We start from the raw sequence: 14916 nt of genomic DNA on the forward strand, positions 1-14916 counted from the left end.
CCTCCTCGTGCTTGCGGCGCACCATCTCGCCGGGAACGGGGGCGAACACCGCGCGCGGGCACAGGCGCACGGCGGTGGCCATGGGCATGCCCGCGTGCACGCCGAACGCGCGCGCCGCGTACGAGGCGCTGGTCACCACGCCGCGGCCGGTGGCGCTCCCGCCCACGATCACCAGTTCCGAGCGGCCCGCGCCCTCCGGGTCCGCCAGCATGGCGCAGCGCACGAAGTACGAGTCGCAGTCGGCGAGAAGAAGGCGCGGAAAGCCCAAGGCGTGGCGGCGGAAGCCGTTTTGTGAGAAGATGATGAGCGGCGCGCCCGCGGGATGGTTCCGCGGCCGCCGAACAACAATAATGCGGGCGGTGGCGGAGCGGTATCGCCCGCCTTTGCCGCCGCATCCTTCCCGGACGATCCGCCCGCGCCGCACCGGCGCAACGGGCGGGCAACCCTCCCGCGCCCACCGGCATCCCATCCGCCGGACCCGTGAGCGGACCATGGACGATACCGACAACCACCTGATCCACCAGGCCCGGCAGGGCGACGGCGGGGCCGTGCGCGCGCTGTACGAACGGCACGCCCAGCGGGTGTACGCCGTCGTCAAGCGCCTCGCCGGCCACGACGAGGCCCTGGCCGAAGACTGGGCGCAGGAAGCCTGGGTGCGCGCCATCCGCGCGCTGCCCACCTTTCGCGGCGACGCACGCTTCACCACGTGGCTGCACCGCATCGCGGTGAACAGCGCGCTGCACGGCCGCCGCACCCGCAGCCGCAAGGCGGGGCGCGAGACGGTGATGGACGACACGTACTCTGTGCGCGCGGTGGCGGAAACCAGCGTGCTCAAGATCCGGCTGGAGCGCGCGATGGCGCAGCTGCCCGAGGGGATGCGAAAGGTGCTGGTCCTTCACGACGTGGAGGGCTACACCCACGAGGAAATCGGCGAGATGCTGGGCGTGACTGCCGGCACCTGCAAGAGCCAGCTGTTCAAGGCCCGCGCGCGCATGCGCAGGCTGCTGGCCCCCAGGCCCGCCGGCGATGAACCCGCGGAGGAGGAGATGGCCGCATGCGCCACCTGAACGATGAAACGCTCGCGCGGCTGGTGGACGAGCCCGCCGAGCCGCACGAAGCGGAGCACCTGCGCGACTGCCTGGCCTGCCGGCGCGAACTGGCGGAACTGCGCGCGCAGACCCTGGCGCTGGGCGAGCTGGCGGACCCGGAGCCGCCCGCCGCCGCGTGGACGCGGCTGGAGGCCCGCCTGCGCGACGAAGAGCTGGTGCGGGGCGCGGCACCGGCGCGCCGCGGCTGGATTCACCTGCACGGCGTGCGCGCCGCCGCCGCCATCGCCCTGTTCCTCATGGGCGGGGCGGCGGGCGCGGCGTTGTGGAGCGCGCGGGGCGGCCCGCAGCCGGTGGCGCTCACGCAGCCGCAGGCCGCGGCCCGCACCCGCCCGGTGCCGTCGTTCGGCGAGCCGGACGTCATCTACGACGTGCCGGCGCGCGGGTTGATGAGCCCGGCCCCGTCCGCCGGGTCCGGCGCGCGGCTGGCCAGCACCGCCCCGGCGGATCCGCAGCCGCCGCAGCGCCCTGCCAGGACGGCCGATGCGGCGCCCCCTGCCGCGGCGCCCCGGGCGGAGCCGGTGCGCGTCACCCGCGGCGAGGCGGTGCAGGCCGCGCGCGAGCTGGTGCAGGCGCAGGCGGCGTACGCGCAGGCCCTGCAGCGCTACACCTCCATCGCCGATCCGGCGTCGGGCAACGACGCCGAAACGCGCATGGCGGCGCTGGACCAGCTCATCGAGCTCACCGGCGCCGCGCTGGAGCGCACGCCGGAAGACCCGGTCATCAACGGGTACCACCTTGCCGCCACCGCCGAGCGCGAGCGGCTGCGCCGCGAACAGGCCCGCGACGCACAGACCCAGTGGTTCTGATTCACTCTGCACGACAGACGGAGATTCACCCATGAAGTTCCGTACGCTGTTTCTGCCGCTGGTCGCGGCGGTGCTCGCTCTTCCCGCCGCGGCGCGGGCGCAGGACACGCCCGGGCCGGAGCGCCGGCCGGGGATGCTGGGATTCGCCTTTGACGTCACCCGGCGCGAAGAAACGGGCCAGCCGGCGCGGCAGACTGTCCGCGTCACCGAGGTGCGCGAAGGCTCTCCCGCGGCGCGCGCCGGAATGCGCCAGGGCGACCTGCTGGTGTCCGTGAACGGCGCCGCGCTGGAGGGCATGGAAGTCCGGTCGCTGCTGCAGGTGAACGAGGGCGACACCGTGCGGCTGCGCGTGCGCCGGGTAGATGGCGAGCACGACCTGCGGATCGTGGCGGGGCCGCGGCCGGCGCAGGTGGCGGTGCGCACGCCGGGGGAGCGCCAGCGCGTGGTGGTGCGCCAGGGGCTGCGCGGTGAGGGCGGGGAGCGCCGCATCGTGGTGGATTCGCTGGTGCGCCGCCTGCCAGGGAGCGTGCACGTGGAGGTGACCACGGGCGACAGCGGGCGCGCCGGGCACCGCATCGTGGTCATGGACAGCGGCGACAGCACGCCGCGCGTCCGCATGCACCCGTCCACGGGCGAGCACCGCGTCATCGTCATCAACGGCGACACCATGCAGCAGGGCGACGTGGTGAGGACGGTGACGGTGGATACGCTCGCCTTCCCCGTGCAGTGGCTGGCGGAGCGGATCGACAGCCTGAGCCGCGTGGTGCGGGTAGACACCTTCATCGCCGCGCGGCTGGACTCGCTGACGCGCGTGCTGCACGACAGCATTCCGGTGCTGCTGGAGCGCGGGCGCGGACCGGCGGCCGCGGCGCTGCGCAACCTGCCCGCGCTTCGCGGCAACGCACTGGTGCGCGTGGGCGACGCGAGCGCGCAGTCGTTCTTCATGGACGTGGGACGCGCGGCGGCGGCGGGCGCGCAGCTCGCGGAAATGAACGAGGGGCTGGGCCGCTACTTTGGCGGACGGACGGAGGGCGTGCTGGTGCTGGAGGTTACGCAGCGCAGCCCCGCGAGCCGCGCCGGGCTGGAAGCGGGCGACGTGATCGTGGGGGTGGACGGCGCCGTGGTGCAGACGCCCGAAGACGTGCGCTCGGCGCTGAGCCGCGACGAAGACGGCACGCTGCTGCTGAACGTGGTGCGCCAGGGCCGCCGCCGCGAAGTCACCCTGCAGTGGGACCGGCAGCAGGACTTCGTCCGCGTGTTCGGCCCGGAGACGGTGGAACTGGACGTGCGCCCGCCCCCGGCGCCCCGCCCCTGATTCGTTCTCCCGGGTGATGACGAGAAGGGCCCGCTCTCCATCTCGGAGGGCGGGCCCTTTCGGCTGGAACCGCAACCGCGTCTCTCACGGAGGGCACCGAGGTTCACGGGGGTCACGGTACAGATCAAACAGCAAGCCGGTCAAACCGCGTCCACAGACTTCGCTTGGGTTCACTCTGCTGGCTCGTGCGGGACCGCGGTTTCCCGGTCAGTACCGTGAAACTCCGTGCGGCCGCCGTGAACTCCGTGAGAGGGGGTTGAGGTTTTCCGTGCCTGGGAGCCCAGGCATCGAGCGATCAGCGGCGGCGGATGACCGTGGGCGCGCGGGCCAGCAGGCGGGCGAGCGTCTGCCGCTCGGCCCGGTATGCGGGGTTGAAGTCGGCGCGCTGCGGCTGCGGCGCGACGCGGGCCGGGGCGGCGGCGTAGGCCATCGCCAGGGCGGGATCCACCGGCTGGCCCTTGCGGCGAACCTCGTAGTGCAGGTGCGGCCCCGTGGCGAGCCCCGACATCCCCGTGTAGCCGATCACGTCGCCCTGCCGCACCGCCTGCCAGGGACGCACCACGACGGCGCTCAGGTGGGCGTAGCGGGTGGCGTAGCCGTTGGGGTGCTGAATCTCGATCAGGTTGCCGTAGCCGCCGCGCGGCGCCGCGTAGCTCACGCTTCCGTCGGAGGTGGCGTACACCGGCGTTCCGTAGGCCGCGGCGTAGTCCGTACCCGTGTGGGGCAGCACGCGCCCCAGCAGCGGGTGCATGCGGTTCATCTTGAACGGCGACGTGACGCGCAGCGAGGTGAGCGGGCCGGCCCACGCCTGCGGGTCCAGCGACTGGCCCACGTCGTCGTAGTAGCCGGGCTGCTCGGCCTGGTCCACCAGGTAGACGGTGTGCAGCCCGCCGCCCACGGCCGCCTGTGCGGCGAGCACCTGGATGGAGCGGGTGGTGCCGTCGGGCCGGCGGGTGCGCTCGTACGCCACCTTGAGGCGGCCCCCCGTCTTGAGCGCCCCGTCGCGCAGAATAGGGACAAAGATCTTGTCCAGGTGCCGCCCCACCATCTCGCGCTCCGCGTCCGTAAGGTCGCTGGCAATGACCTGCAGCGCCTCGCCAAAGGTCCCGCGCGCGAACCCGCCGATGAGCAGCGTATCCGTGGTGACGGGAATGGCGTGCATGGGATCGAGCACGGGGAGCGCCTCGTCGGCCACGCGGGGTGCGGCGGGGAGGGCGGCTGCGGCCACGCCCAGCACCGCCGCGGCCGCGACGGCCGCCACGAGCGGAGTCGGCCGCCAGGGCCGCCGCGTGCTGCTGGGGAATGCGCTCATAGGGATGGACGGACGGTCCGGGTAGATCGGGATCGGGCACGGATGTGTTGGGGAGGCAACAAGATAGTGTGCATGAGGGTGGAATGGAAGCGCACCCGCGTCAGTCCGGGCGGGGCTCGTGCGTTCCACCCGTACATACTCGAGCGGCGAGCGGGGCGGAGCGAATGAATTCGCCGCAACAACGGCGGAAAGTCCCCCCGAACGGACGGGGGGACTTCGCCTGCACGCGGGTGCGAGTGCCGGTGCGGATGGCGGATCTCGCTGTGGCGGCCCGGCCTGAGCGGATGGATTCGCCGTTCCGGAAGCCGGAAGCTCCGACTGACGACCGCTGACGCGTCCACGATCGGGGCTTCAACTGCGTAGAAGATACGTACCGCTGGCGTGGCTTCAGTGTGGGCCAGCGGAGTTGGAACGGGCGGCAAATAGATCCTTCGTCGGCGCCAGTCAGCGGCGCGGCAGGAGGTTCGGCCGGCGCCTCCTCAGGATGACAAGTTCGTGGGGCGCGATGATTTCCGAGCACTGCGCAGCCGATTGGCCACAGGCGGACGCGGCGCCTCCCGCTTCCCGCACCGAGGGGTCCGCCGCAGTCCGCGCAGGCGGACTTCGTGCTTGTCCAGCGGCGAATTCATTCGCTCTGGACAGGCGGCCGCGACGGTCCCCGCGTTCCGCGCCGGAGCAGCCGACGCAGTCCGCGGAGGCGGACTTTGCGCCGTTGTTGCCGCGGCTTCAGCCGCCCGGGCCTGGGACGTGCGCCGAACCTGTACGGAACCCGCGCGGGCACTCCGCGAGTACAACGGCTCGCAGTTCATCCTCATCCCACCTCGTATCGAGGCACGCCATGCACCTCCGACCGCTGCTGGCCGCCGCCCTTCTGGCCGCCGTCGCGTCCGCGCCGCTCGCCGCACAGGGCGTCATCGTCCCCGGCGAATGCAACGACTGCCGGCCGTGGACGCCGGGCCGCCCCGCCGGCATCCCCGTGGAATCGGTGACGTTTGAAACCACCATCGAAGGCCAGGTGGCCACCACGCACGTCACCCAGGTCTTTCGCAACGAGCACAACCGCGTGATGGAGGGCACCTACCTCTTTCCGCTTCCAGACGAGGCCAGCATCACCGAGTTCGCCATCTGGGACGGTGACCGGCGGCTGGCGGGAGAGGTGCGGCCCCGCGGCGAGGCGCGCCGCATCTACGAAGACATCGTGCGGCGCGTGCGCGACCCCGGGCTGCTGGAGTACGCCGGCACCAACCTGTTCCAGGCCCGCATCTTTCCCATTCCCGCGCGCGGCACCAAGAAGCTGGAGCTGACGTACACACAGGTGCTGCGGGCAGAAAACGGAAGCGTGGGCTACAAGTATCCGCTGGGCATCGGGCGCAACGCCGCGCCGGTGGAGCGGTTCGAGGGAACGGTGCGCATCAACGCGCGCAGCGGGCTTCGCGCCGTGTACTCGCCCACGCACGACGTGGACGTGCGGCGCGACGGCGGGCGCGCCACCGTGCGCTTCAGCCGCGGCGCCCGCGCGGAGCGGCGCGACTTTCAGCTCTTCTACACCCTCTCCGAAGCGGAAGTGGGGCTCTCGCTCTTTACCTACCGCGAGCCGGGCAAGGACGGCTTCTTTCTCCTTCTCCTGTCGCCCAACAACGAGTCGCAGCGGCGAGAATATCCGGCCAAGGACGTCGTGTTTGTGCTGGACGTGAGCGGGAGCATGACGGACGAGGGGAAGATGGAAAAAGCCCGGCGCGCGCTGACGTACGGCGTGCGCGGGCTGAACCCGGGCGACCGGTTCAACGTGATCGCGTTCAGCGGCGAAACGCGGCTCATGGAATCCGGGCTGATCGCGGCGGACCGCGCCGGCATCGCGCGGGGCGTGGAGTTCGTGGCGGGGCTGCAGGCGCGGGGCGGCACCAACATCAACGACGCGCTGGTGGAGGCGCTGGGCCAGTTTCCCGCGACGGGCACGCGGCCGCGGATGCTGGTTTTCATGACGGACGGCCTGCCCACCGTGGGCGAGGTGAACGTGGAGCGCATCGTGGCCAACGTGACCCGCGCGCGGCGCCCCGGCCTGCGCCTGTTCACCTTTGGAGTGGGATACGACGTCAACACGCGGCTGCTGGACCGCGTGGCGGCGGAAAACGGCGGGACGGCGGACTACGTGGCACCGGAAGAGGACCTGGAAGTGAAGGTGTCCAGCTTTTTTGACAAGGTGAACCACCCGGTGCTCACCAACCTGGCGCTGGACCTGGGCGCGGTGCGCACGGACCTGGTGTATCCGCGCACCCTGCCGGACCTGTTCAAGGGGACGCAGATCGCGCTCGTGGGCCGCTACCGCAACGACCGCGAGCTCGCCTCGGTGACCGCGCGCCTGTCGGGAAACGCGTCGCCGACGCAGACGTTCACCTATCCCGGGCTGCGCTTTCCGCTGCGCGATGAACGGCACGAGTTCCTTCCGCGGCTGTGGGCGACTCGGCGCGTGGGCTGGCTGATGGAGCAGATTCGCAGCTACGGAGAGAACCGCGAACTGGTGGACGAGGTGACGGACCTGGGCACGCGGTACGGCATCGTGACGCCGTACACGTCGTTCCTGGCGCTGGAGCCGGGCGCGGTGGTGCAGCCGGAGCGGGAAGCGCCGACCCGCGACCGGGGCGGCCGCGTCCGCATGCAGGGGAACGCGCCGGCGCCTCCCCCGCCCCCGGTCATGGCGCCCACGGCGGCCAGCGGGCAGGGCGCAGTGGAAGCCAGCCGCTCCAGCCGCGCGCAGCAGGAAGTGCTGAGCCTGGATGAGATCGTCGTGACCGGCGAGGGGACCGAAGGCGGCAGCGCCGCCGCGGTGCGCACCGTGGGGAGCCGCACCTTCCGCGAGGTGCAGGGCGAGTGGCGGGATACGGAGATCACCGACAGCACGCGGCTCCCGGAAACCGTGGTCGTGTTTGGATCGGATGAGTACTACGCGCTGATCCGGCAGACCCCGGAGCTGGGGCGGTACTTCGCGCTGGGGACGCGCGTGGCCGTGATCCACGAAGGCCGAATCTACCGCGTGCGCGAACGCTGATCCGGCCCGGAAGGCAGAGCGGGGGCTGAAGCCGCGGCACCCACGGCGCAACGTTCGCCGTCGCGGAGTGCCGCGGCTACCCCTGCGTCCGCCTGTCCAGAGCGGATGTGATGCGCCGCTGGGAGAACACGAAGCCCGCCCGCGCGGACCGCGGCGGACGCATCGGTGCGGGAGCAGGGACGGCGCGCCCGCCTGTGTCCGGGCGGGTCGTGCGGTTCTCGCATATCATCGCACACCAACATCTTGCGATCCTGAGGAGGCGCCGGACGGAGCCTCGGTCGCGCCGCGCCGTGGCGCCGACGAAGGATCTGCTTCCAGCCCGTTCCACCTCCGCAGGCCGCGGCGAAGCGACGCCGGTGGTATGTAGGCAGATGAAAGCCCCGAACGGCGCCTGTGGGCGCCGTGTCGGGGCTTACCGCTTCTGGAGCGGCGGATTCATCCGCTCAGGAAGGCAGGGGACGAACGCCGGATCCCAACGCGGCGGAGATGACGGCCGGCGCACCTCCGGATGCTTCAGCGCATTCGGAGAGGCCCCCTCTCCCCGGCCCTCTCCCCCGCTGTCGCGGGAGAAAGGGAGACCTCAGTGCGAGCGCGGCGTTCGGCACCGGACGCCAGCCCCCGCGCAGGTGCGAGCCTCACGGCAGTATCGTGAGGCTTTCAGCTGTTGTTGCGGCGAGTTCACTCGCTCAATGCCGTCCGGGCACCCATCACCGCCGCCCGGCATCGACCCATTCACCGCGTGCAGGTGAAGTCCCCCCGTCTGTTTGTGGGGACTTTCCGCTGTTGCGGCGAATTCATGCGCTCAGCGCGAGGGCTGGCCCGCGTGGGGCACCTTTTCTGAGCGGATCAGGGATGGGGCGGCTCGGCGGGGGCGGCGCGCTCCGGCGCGGCGGTCAGCAGAACGCCGAACAGCACCAGGGCGGCGCACGCGTAGCCGATGGCGCTCAGGCGCTCGTTCCACATCAGGTACGCTGCAAGTGCGGCGACCACGGGCTCGATGGTGGCCACCGTGGCGGCGCGGGTGGCCTCGATGCGCTTGAGCCCCGCGCTGTAGAACACGTACGACGTGTAGGTGGGCACGGCGGAGAGGAACGCGAGCGCGCCCCACGCCGTGGCGGACTTGGGATGGAATCGCACCGCGGGGAAGATGACGAGCGCCGCCACCGGGAGCGCGTACATGAAGATGGTCGCCGTGGGATATCGCTCGAAGTAGCGCTTGCCGAACAGGTAGTACAGCGCGTACGCCAGCCCCGACGCCAATCCCCATCCCAGCCCCGCCGGCGTGAGCCGAATGCTGCCGCCGCCGGTGGACAGCGCAATTCCCGCCACGCCCGCCGTCGCCAGGGCGAGTGCGGCCAGCTTGCGCCCCGTCATCCGCTCGTGGAGGAAGGAGGCGGAGAACAGCGCCACCCACACCGGCGCCGTGTACAGGAGGATGGCTGCGAGCGCGGCGCCTCCCGCGCTCACCGCGAGCGAGTACGACGCCAGCAGCCCCGCCACGCCCGTCATCCCGAAGGCGATGATCATCGGCACGTCGCGCTTTTGCAGCCACGGGCGGCGGATGACGACCGCGGTGGCCGCGAACAGCCCGCCCGCCATGATGCCGCGCCAGAACGCGATCTCCAGCGGGGTGAGCCCTTCCGCCAGTGCGATGCGCGTGACCGGGCCCATGAGCCCCCACAGGATGGCGGCGGCGGCGACGTACAGAGTTCCCATCAAAATCCAGCGTTGCGGGGTGCGCGCAACCTACGCATCCGCGGTGCCTTTCCGCACGCCGGGCTTGCGCGCGGCCCCGCCTGCCGCGATCCTGCGCCCGTCCCGCCTCCCCTCTCGCGCCATTGCAGCATGCCGATCGAACGCTTTTTCGTGATTCTGAACGCCACCGCGGGCCGCGGATCGGCCGCCTCGTTCGGGCCCCGGCTGCGCTCGGAACTGAAAGCCGCGGGCGTGGAGCACGTGATCGTGCAGACGGAGCGGCGGGGGCACGCGGCCGAGCTGGCCGAGTCCGCGGCGAAGTCCGGGTGGCCCGCCGTGGTGGCCGTGGGCGGCGACGGCACGGTGCACGAGGTGGTGAACGGCTTGATGCGCGCCGCGGGCGACGGGCCGTCCACGCCGCTGGGCATCATTGCCGTGGGGAGCGGCAACGACTTCGCCAAGCTGGCCGGCGTGCCCGCCAATTCCATGGCCGCCCTCGCCCGCCTCACGGTGGCCGAACCGCGCGCCGTGGACGTGGGCTCGGTGAACGGGCAGTGGTTCAGCAACGGGGTGGGGATCGGGCTGGACGCGCAGGTCGCCATCGAGGTAGACCGGCGGCGGCGCTTCCGGGGCATGGCGATGTACCTGAACGCGCTGAGCCGCGTGTTGCGCGCCTTCCGGCCGCGGCGGATGCGGCTGGAACTGGATGGCGTCGTGGTGAGCGACGCGCCGATGACGCTGGTGACGGTGGCGAACGGCGGGCGGCACGGTGGCGGATTCTGGATCTGCCCGGAAGCCCGGATCGACGACGGCGCCCTGGACGTGTGCGCCTGCGACGCCTTGGGCACCATCGGCATTCTGCGCTTTCTGCCCCGCGTGATGCGCGGCACGCACGTGGGCGCGTCGTGCGTGCACATGCACCAGGCGAAGCGCATCCGCATCACCAGTAGCGACCCGCTCCCCGTGCACGCCGACGGCGAAATCATCGCCGACGACGCGCGCGAGCTGGACATCATCATCCACCCGGGGCGGCTGCGCGTGCTGGTGTGAGGGGCGCGGCCAGGCATGCTCGGCTGAGCGACTGAAGTCGCCGCAACAACGGCTGAAAGCCTCACGGTACTGCTGTGAGGCTGTACCGGTTTGGCGATGATTTCGGTGCCGAACGCCGCCTCCGTTGAGCGGATGAATCGCCGCTCGAACCGCGGAAAGCCCCGACACGACGCCCACAGGCGCCGTTCGGGGCTTCGCCTGCACTCCAGACCAGGCCCCATGCGGCAGGCTGGGGTGTGCCCCCTCTCCCACATCTGTTCGTGGGAGAGGGGGACGCGTCTCAGCGCGGCCGGGTGAGGGCCCAGCCGGCGGACGCGCCACCGCCCCCGACCCCCACCCCCGCCCAACGCATCCCCCGCCGTCGTTCTCATCGAGCGGCGACGAAAACGCCCCGGGCGAGCATCACTGCTCGCCCGGGGCTTTTCATCATCAAACCGACCGCCTGACAGGTCCGCCTACCCGCCGCGCGTTCCCTCCGGCGGGGTGGCGGGAAAGAAGATGGTGTCCACGGGCGCCGGGCGCGGAGGCGCGGGCGGCGGAATGGGCGTGTACACCGGCGGCGACGCGGGCGGCAGCACCACCGGAGGCTGCGGCTGCGGCTCCGGCTCCGACGGAGGCGGCGTGGGCTCCGGCTCGCGCTGCACCGGCGGCGTAGGCCGCGGGCGGGGCTGCTGCGCCGGCGGGGCCGGGCGCGGCTGCTGTGCGGGCGGCGTGGGACGCGGCTGCTGCGCGGGCGGCGCGGGGCGCGGCTGCGGCTGCGGCGCCGGCTGCTGCGGCTGGGGGCGCGGCTGCTGCGCGGGCTCGCGGGGAGCCGGTGCGGGCGCGGGCCGGCTGGCCGGCGCGTTCGGCTGGGGCTGCGGCTGCGCGGAAGGCGTGCCCCCTCCCGTCACCGCCGACGCGGCGCTCCCGCTGACACCGGTCTCCGGCTGCGCGGTGGACGGCTCGCCCGTGCTGACGGGCGGCATGGCGACGGCGCCGGAATCCACCGTCATGGTCGTCGCACCGGCGGGCAGGGTATCGGCCGGACGCGTGGCGGTGGCGGTGGTGTCGCGGGCGGGGCGTTCCGCGGTCTGCTTTTCATCATCACCCCCGCCGCGCCCGAACATGGCCCACATGGCGCCCGCGCCCAGCAGCAACGCCAACAGCACGCCCACGAGCACGCCGGCGCCGCCCTTGCGCGGCTTGTCGGCCGGACGCAGCGGCGGCATGGCGCGCGGCGCGTGCGACACGGCGGCGGGCGCGGGGCGGGCGGGCGCTTCGGCGCGGATCGGCGGCGGGGCCGGGGCCAGCGCGGTCACGTCGTCCGCGGGCGGCGCGGGCGCGGGTTCCGCGACGGGCACCACGGTGGAGGGCGGCGCGGCGGCGGCCGGCGGCGCCGCATCCGCCACGGGGACGGCGACGGGGATGGGCGGCGCGGGGGCCACGGCCGTCACGTCGTCCGGGCGCTGCGCCGCATCCAGCGCATCGCCAAAGGCCGCCGCGTCCGGATAGCGGTCGGCCGGCGACTCGGAAAGCGCCTTCATCACCACCGCTTCCACGGCGGCGGGCACGCGCGAGTTCAGGGCGCGCAGCGGGCGGCGCACGGTCCACGCGGTGGGCGCCTCGCCCGGCTTTTCGGCAAAGGGTCGTTCGCCGGTGAGCAGCTGGTAGGCCACCACGCCCAGGCTGAACACGTCGGTGGCGGCGGACAGGTCGCGCGCGCCGGCAAGCTGCTCGGGGCTGGCGTAGCCCGGGCTGAGCGGCGTCGCCATCCCCCGGGTGACGGTCTGGTCGTCTTCAATGGCCTGCGCGATCCCGTAGTCCAGCAGGCACACGCGTGTGGGCTCGTCGTCGGCGGCGGGCTCGGCCAGAAAGATGTTGGCCGGCTTGATGTCGCGGTGAATCAGCCCCGCGCGGTGGCCAATGGCCAGCCCCTCGGCCGCGTCGCGCAGAATGCGCAGGCCGTCGTGCAGGTTGGGGCGGCCGTGGTGCTTGAAGTACTGGGCCAGGTTCTGGCCCCAGAGCATTTCCATCACCAGAAAGTCCAGCCCCAGCTCCGGATCGGTGCCCACGTCGTGCACCGTCACCAGGTTGGGGTGGTGTGGCAGGCTGGCGGCGGCGCGCGCCTCTTTCTGCAGGCGCTCGCGCATCTGGTCGCGCAGCCCGGCGTCGGCCGCGTTGAGCGTAATCACCTTTACGGCCACGGGCCGGTTCAGGCGCTTGTCCAGCGCCTGGTAGACCACGGCGAACCCGCCCCGGCCAATCACCTGCTCGATGATGTAGCGCTTCACCAGCGTGTGGCCGGTGAGCAGGCCTTCCAGTCCCGCCATGTGCCCCCGCAGTAGCGAGTTAGCGCCGCCCGGCTCCGCGCCCGCCGGCACTCTCCCGTGTGGCAAGATGCGAACCCGTGCGGTGGGCGCGCGCGACATGGCGATACGGCTCCCGGTCGCGCCGTGCGCCGCAAACGGACCGCGCCCTCCCGGAGATCGGGGAGGGCGCGGCAAGGGGCGGCCGATGCGGACGATCCTCAGTCCTGCGCTCGGGATCCGGGATAGCCCTGCAGGCCGGCGAACACGCGCGCCTCGCGCCAGCCCCATCCCCGGCGGCCGCGCAGCGCCGGAAGCGTGTGCTGCTCGCGGTAGCTCCACTCGCCGCGGACAATGGTGAGGTGCACGTACGCCACGGAATCGGCCAGCAGCACCGAATCCACGCGCACGATTCGGTTGCGACCGGGCCGCGACGGGGCGGGCTCCTGCGCGCAGGGATCGTTCACGGGCCGGTCCAGCCACTGGCGCGCATGCCGCAGGCTGTCCGCCATCCCCGAGGGCCTGCCCGCCTTTTCGTAGATGCTGCACGCATCCCAGGGGAGTACATCGCCCATCTGGCCCACCCTCGCGATCATCACCGCGCCGATCGCTTCCAGCTTCGATCCCCTGTGGTGCTGTGGAGGGGATTGAGCGGCGATTGTGGCAAGCACACTGCTCAGAAGACCCGCGGCCGCCGCCGCTACCAGTTTAGGCATGAGTTGGTGCCTGGGTTTAGCAAGTTGAATGGCGCATCGACGTAAATCTGGGCTTTCCCTAACATCATATAGCCGTTGGGATGGTCTCCTGTTCCGTGCCCTGCCTCGTGCAGCGCGGAGTACGCGATTTCGAAGTAGTTGCCGCTTGACAACGCGCCGTCGAGGGCGGAGGGCTCGAAGTGAATTGTGCCATCGACGGGATTGTATGCTGCCTGGTGATCTTCCCCGGAAGCACTCGGCCCGTCATAGCCGCCCCGGAAAACTGCGTCAGCATTGAACAGCGCCTCAAATGCGTCCGCGAGTTCGCCACACTGACGTGCTTTGGCGGTATCGGTGAAGGCGGACGCGGGCTTCACGTGGGTCTTCAACGCTGCCACAATCATCGCTTTGTCAGCTGCAGTGAGCGGCTTGTTGCACCCGGCTGGGTCCACGATTGGATCGCATCCGCTGGGTCCGTCGCCGCCACCCCCGTTCTCCCCACCGCCTGTCCCGCCTGTGGGATTGCAGACGCCGTAGAACAAGCATTCGTCACCGTTGATCGGGATGTCGGTCGGCTTCTCGTCGCAGTCCGGGTACATGCCCCCGTACTGGCATGCAGTCACAACAACGACCCATGGGTCCGACATGATCTGCATCGTGGGCTCGCCGGCGTCGCCCTTCCGGATGAACACGCGCGTGATGCGCTCCAAGGCTCCTCTCGTCGCTGGCACGATGCATTCGGCGTCGCGCACCAGTGTGGCGCCGTCCGCATATCCACGGTAGACGAACTTCCGAGTCGCGCCTTCAGCGGCAAGCTCCGCGCGCGGGTATGTCACGCTTATCTGGCGCCGATGCAGGGCCGACTGCCCACCCGCGTTTACCTCATGGGCTGTCAACTCACACGAGTAAGCCGCCCCATCGCCAGACTTGGCGCCGTTGGGCGCATCGGGCACGATGGCCTGAGGTGCGCTCCTACCTACAGGGTTGTCACACGCAGCGGCAAACGCCAGCAGGAGGGACAAACACAGGCGTCCGAGTGGTGGTTTCATTAGTGGTCCAAGCAGAAGGGCGACGACGGATTGGGGTAAACCCGCCGATGCGCTGTTCTCGCGGACGACAATCGGCCACGACGGCGCACGGCACGTTATGTCGGCTTAGGGATGAGCGCAAGGCAGCCACGGCCCGCCGCTCCAAACACGTCGCCGTGCAGCACAAATGCGAGATCGTCTGCGCGAACGTACCGGGTTTGCCGCCGGCCGATCACCTGCTCGATGCTGTAGCGCCTCAACAGCGCGGGCTGGCGAGCAGGAGTTCGTGGGCTGGCGAGCAGGAGTTCCAGTCGCGCCGTGTGCCCCCACAGGAGCGAGTTAGCGCCGACTGGCTCCGCGCCGGCCGGCGCTCTCCCGTGTGGCAAGAGACGAACCGGCGTTGTTGCCGAGGTTCTTTGAGATTGTCGGGCAAACTTGCGGTCAGTTCGAAGATTGCCTCACTACTTTACCCGCCACGGGTGACACACTATCCTAGTGTTCCGTCGTGTGTTCTGGCGTGCTCTGCTGTTCCTGAGATGCACCCCTCGAGTTCGAGACGGTATTCCTTTCCGCGG

The 14916-nt window shown here is 71.3% G+C and carries 10 protein-coding genes and 1 pseudogene; 5 read left to right on the top strand and 6 right to left on the bottom strand.

Annotation, left to right across the window (positions count from 1 at the left end; translation table 11 throughout):
- A pseudogene (locus VF665_RS04350) lies at nucleotides 1-268 on the bottom strand (DNA polymerase IV); the annotation flags it as partial.
- 223 nt (nucleotides 269-491) lie between these two features.
- Between VF665_RS04350 and VF665_RS04355 the strand changes: the two are divergent.
- Genes VF665_RS04355 through VF665_RS04365 form a run of 3 tightly spaced genes read left to right on the top strand, consistent with a single transcriptional unit; the run spans nucleotide 492 to nucleotide 3230 of the window.
- Nucleotides 492-1067 (top strand): RNA polymerase sigma factor, encoded by a 576-nt coding sequence (locus VF665_RS04355; protein ID WP_331052187.1) that lies wholly within the window; start codon nucleotides 492-494, stop codon nucleotides 1065-1067.
- Complete coding sequence (locus tag VF665_RS04360; protein ID WP_331052188.1) at nucleotides 1055-1915, top strand: hypothetical protein; 861 nt, start codon at nucleotides 1055-1057, stop codon at nucleotides 1913-1915. Before VF665_RS04355 ends, VF665_RS04360 begins: the two co-directional genes overlap by 13 nt.
- Before the next feature lie 31 nt (nucleotides 1916-1946).
- Complete coding sequence (locus VF665_RS04365) at nucleotides 1947-3230, top strand: PDZ domain-containing protein (protein ID WP_331052189.1); 1284 nt, start codon at nucleotides 1947-1949, stop codon at nucleotides 3228-3230.
- A gap of 295 nt (nucleotides 3231-3525) precedes the next feature.
- Here VF665_RS04365 and VF665_RS04370 read toward each other — a convergent pair whose 3' ends face one another.
- Nucleotides 3526-4542 (bottom strand): M23 family metallopeptidase, encoded by a 1017-nt coding sequence (locus tag VF665_RS04370; protein ID WP_331052190.1) that lies wholly within the window; start codon nucleotides 4540-4542, stop codon nucleotides 3526-3528.
- 838 nt (nucleotides 4543-5380) lie between these two features.
- Between VF665_RS04370 and VF665_RS04375 the strand changes: the two genes are divergently transcribed.
- Entirely contained in the window at nucleotides 5381-7588 is a 2208-nt protein-coding gene (locus VF665_RS04375; RefSeq protein ID WP_331052191.1) for a VIT and VWA domain-containing protein, read from the top strand.
- A gap of 846 nt (nucleotides 7589-8434) precedes the next feature.
- Here the strand turns inward: VF665_RS04375 and VF665_RS04380 are convergent.
- Nucleotides 8435-9304 carry a DMT family transporter gene (locus tag VF665_RS04380; protein WP_331052192.1) on the bottom strand — a complete coding sequence of 290 codons (870 nt, stop codon included), beginning with the start codon at nucleotides 9302-9304 and terminating at the stop codon, nucleotides 8435-8437.
- A 129-nt stretch (nucleotides 9305-9433) separates the two neighbouring features.
- On the opposite strand from VF665_RS04380, the gene VF665_RS04385 reads away from it, so the two are divergent.
- On the top strand, nucleotides 9434-10333 hold the full coding sequence (locus VF665_RS04385) for a diacylglycerol kinase family protein (protein ID WP_331052193.1): 900 nt from the start codon (nucleotides 9434-9436) through the stop codon (nucleotides 10331-10333).
- Nucleotides 10334-10788: 455 nt separating this feature from the next.
- Here VF665_RS04385 and VF665_RS04390 read toward each other — a convergent pair whose 3' ends face one another.
- The 3 genes from VF665_RS04390 to VF665_RS04400 form a co-directional block, all read right to left on the bottom strand.
- Nucleotides 10789-12642, bottom strand: a complete 1854-nt coding sequence (locus tag VF665_RS04390; protein ID WP_331052194.1) for a serine/threonine-protein kinase — start codon at nucleotides 12640-12642, stop codon at nucleotides 10789-10791.
- A gap of 197 nt (nucleotides 12643-12839) precedes the next feature.
- On the bottom strand, nucleotides 12840-13217 hold the full coding sequence (locus tag VF665_RS04395; RefSeq protein WP_331052195.1) for a hypothetical protein: 378 nt from the start codon (nucleotides 13215-13217) through the stop codon (nucleotides 12840-12842).
- Between the two features lie 101 nt (nucleotides 13218-13318).
- Nucleotides 13319-14149 carry a hypothetical protein gene (locus VF665_RS04400; protein ID WP_331052196.1) on the bottom strand — a complete coding sequence of 277 codons (831 nt, stop codon included), beginning with the start codon at nucleotides 14147-14149 and terminating at the stop codon, nucleotides 13319-13321.
- Nucleotides 14150-14916 lie beyond the last annotated feature (767 nt).

Source organism: Longimicrobium sp., from assembly GCF_036387355.1.
Classification (GTDB): domain Bacteria; phylum Gemmatimonadota; class Gemmatimonadetes; order Longimicrobiales; family Longimicrobiaceae; genus Longimicrobium.

What these genes read in the sequence shown, in the direction of transcription:
- VF665_RS04385 (WP_331052193.1), top strand. Translation starts at nt 9,434, where the DNA reads ATGCCGATCGAACGCTTTTTCGTGATTCTGAACGCCACCGCGGGCCGC.
- VF665_RS04380 (WP_331052192.1), bottom strand. Translation starts at nt 9,304, where the DNA reads ATGGGAACTCTGTACGTCGCCGCCGCCGCCATCCTGTGGGGGCTCATG.
- VF665_RS04390 (WP_331052194.1), bottom strand. Translation starts at nt 12,642, where the DNA reads ATGGCGGGACTGGAAGGCCTGCTCACCGGCCACACGCTGGTGAAGCGC.
- VF665_RS04355 (WP_331052187.1), top strand. Translation starts at nt 492, where the DNA reads ATGGACGATACCGACAACCACCTGATCCACCAGGCCCGGCAGGGCGAC.
- VF665_RS04370 (WP_331052190.1), bottom strand. Translation starts at nt 4,542, where the DNA reads ATGAGCGCATTCCCCAGCAGCACGCGGCGGCCCTGGCGGCCGACTCCG.
- VF665_RS04375 (WP_331052191.1), top strand. Translation starts at nt 5,381, where the DNA reads ATGCACCTCCGACCGCTGCTGGCCGCCGCCCTTCTGGCCGCCGTCGCG.
- VF665_RS04360 (WP_331052188.1), top strand. Translation starts at nt 1,055, where the DNA reads ATGCGCCACCTGAACGATGAAACGCTCGCGCGGCTGGTGGACGAGCCC.
- VF665_RS04365 (WP_331052189.1), top strand. Translation starts at nt 1,947, where the DNA reads ATGAAGTTCCGTACGCTGTTTCTGCCGCTGGTCGCGGCGGTGCTCGCT.